This window comes from Cobetia sp., from assembly GCF_983723665.1.
Window position 1 is genome coordinate 2,896 of sequence record NZ_CFDJES010000179.1, and the last position, 1,648, is coordinate 4,543.

The 1,648-nt window shown below is 65.2% G+C and carries 2 protein-coding genes; one reads left to right on the forward strand and one right to left on the reverse strand.

Annotation, left to right across the window (positions count from 1 at the left end):
* Nucleotides 1–216 precede the first annotated feature (216 nt).
* On the reverse strand, nt 217–777 hold the full coding sequence (locus AC4FAH_RS13320; protein WP_286988377.1) for an iron transporter: 561 nt from the start codon (nt 775–777) through the stop codon (nt 217–219).
* Nucleotides 778–1,069: 292 nt separating this feature from the next.
* Here AC4FAH_RS13320 and AC4FAH_RS13325 point away from each other — a divergent pair.
* Nucleotides 1,070–1,648, forward strand: a 579-nt coding sequence (locus AC4FAH_RS13325; RefSeq protein WP_490246191.1) for a tRNA(Met) cytidine acetyltransferase TmcA domain-containing protein, incomplete at its 3' end; no start/stop codon positions are given.

Below are 1,648 nucleotides of genomic sequence, written 5' to 3' on the forward strand. Positions count from 1 at the left end.
AGAGGGCAAGAGGGAGGGCAAGAAAGAGGTCAGGCGCATGGGACACTCCGGACGATGAGGGAAAGCGCACACTGACACCAGCGCAAGGCGCTGGTGGTAGAGCGACCAATGGCCGCGAGTGCAGGTCAGCACAGGCGGCCATCGAAGGAGCAAGCGGCAATGGCCGCCTCACGGGATGCAGGCATTCAGGGGCATGCAGCAAGGGCAGAGCGGCGCTCAGTAGCCGCCTTTCTTGCCGACGCCGGCATAGACGAAGTCGTAGTCGGTGGTGATGGTCTGCGGCCACTCGGCGACGCCGGTTTCCTTGTCGATATGACGCGGCATGTCCGGATGCTGGATCTCGAAGGTCAGGTGGTACTTGCCCGGGCCATCCAGCTTGACGTTCTTGCCGTAGTGGGTGCCGTCATTGGCGATCATCGGCACCAGCTCGCCTTCGATCGGCGCCTCGCCACCCTGCCTGGTCAGGGTGTAGTGAATGCCGAGATAGGGAATCCAGTCGCCCGGCGCGAAGCCGTTGTCGTTTTCCATCAGCGCGTGGATATCGGCTTCCAGGTGAATATCGGCCTGATTGGCCGGCAGCTTGCCGGCCGGGGCCATCACCACCGGCTGCAGGTAGACCGCAGCGATTTCCATGCCGCCTTCCTTGACCGGCGTGCCGATCGGGTATTCCAGTGCCGAGGCCTGACCCGCCACGAATGTTGCCGCCAGGCTCAGGGCGAGCAGGTAAGGCTTGAGCGCGCGGGGCAGAGCAGTGGTGAGGGAGTGACGCTGTGGCATCGGGGGGGGACTCGCAATGATGGGAAGTGGAGCTTCATTATCCCGATAAGCCTAAATATAACCATTCTCATCCCTGCGCCGCTTGCGTTGCCCATCTTGCAACGGGGCGTTGTATGAGCATGAGCTTCTTCTCAAGTAACAGGCGTGAGTGGCAGGCCTGGCGGCAGCGCCGAGAAGATCGCGGTTTTCTGGCAACGGCCTCACGATTGCCACACGGGTGCCTCGCGAGTTTCTCGCACCATCTGGTCTGCTCATCTGGTCTGGCGCGCTGCCATGCGGCATGCTGCGCGACATGACGACTCCTCCTTCAGATTCTCCTTCTCGCATTGATCTGCCCGCCCTCGAGGCGTGGTGCCGAACGCTGCATCAACATCTGCTCGCGCGGCGTCAGCGTGCCTGCCTGTGGATCAGCGGCGATGACCCCTCTGGCGCCGCGCAGGCGATCTGCGAGCGGTGGCCAGCGCCTGAGCCTGTTCCGCTGTGGCTGGGCACGGGTGAAGCCTTTTCGACAGCGGGCGCGACGCCCGTGCGTGCGCTGGCGATGGCCAAGGCCGCCACCCAGCTGGGCGGTGAGCAGTCACTGGTCATCTTCGATGCGGCGCAGCCGGCGACGGGCTTCGACCCCGATGCCTTCGGCGCCGTGGCCGGCACCCTGAAGGCGGGGGGCCTGCTGGTACTGATGACGCCTGCCGCCTGGGCCGCGGCAGACCCTGCGCCAGTGCCGGATGGCGATCACGCGCGTCTGGCTCACTGGCCCTTCGAGCGGCAGCAGCTGACGGCACGCTATCTGGCGCGGCTGGCGCGGCGCCTCTCATCGCATGCCAGTGTGCTGCACTGGCCACAGGGCGGACACTTGCCTGCGCCATCGCTG

Coding starts and splice junctions, on each gene's coding strand:
- AC4FAH_RS13320 (WP_286988377.1), bottom strand. CDS start 777: ATGCCACAGCGTCACTCCCTCACCACTGCTCTGCCCCGCGCGCTCAAG.